Raw genomic sequence first — 241 nt, 5'->3', positions numbered from 1 at the left:
GACCTGGACGGCCCGTCGCTGGGGCAGTTCAATCCGGTCACCGGCGGGGTCCATTTCAACGAGTCGGAGAGCACCATCAGCGATGCGCCCGGCTTGGGCATCACCGAGGTGCGCGGGTTGGAGATGATCAAGCCGCCGCGCTGGTCACGTCCCCCCGTCCCCTTTTTGATGACCCCATGCCGCCTCTGGTGACCATCCGCTCCGAGCGTGACCACAGGTCGGCGGGCGAACGCCGCATCGC

The 241-nt window shown here is 67.6% G+C and carries 1 pseudogene; it reads left to right on the top strand.

The window, feature by feature from the left end:
- A pseudogene (locus ACQG3P_RS22480) lies at positions 1 to 192 on the top strand (hypothetical protein); the annotation flags it as partial.
- Between the last annotated feature and the right edge of the window lie 49 nt (positions 193 to 241).

It is taken from the genome of Stenotrophomonas sp. SrG (assembly GCF_050031795.1).
Lineage (GTDB): Bacteria > Pseudomonadota > Gammaproteobacteria > Xanthomonadales > Xanthomonadaceae > Stenotrophomonas > Stenotrophomonas rhizophila_A.
This window is presented reverse-complemented; position numbering and strand designations above follow the sequence as displayed.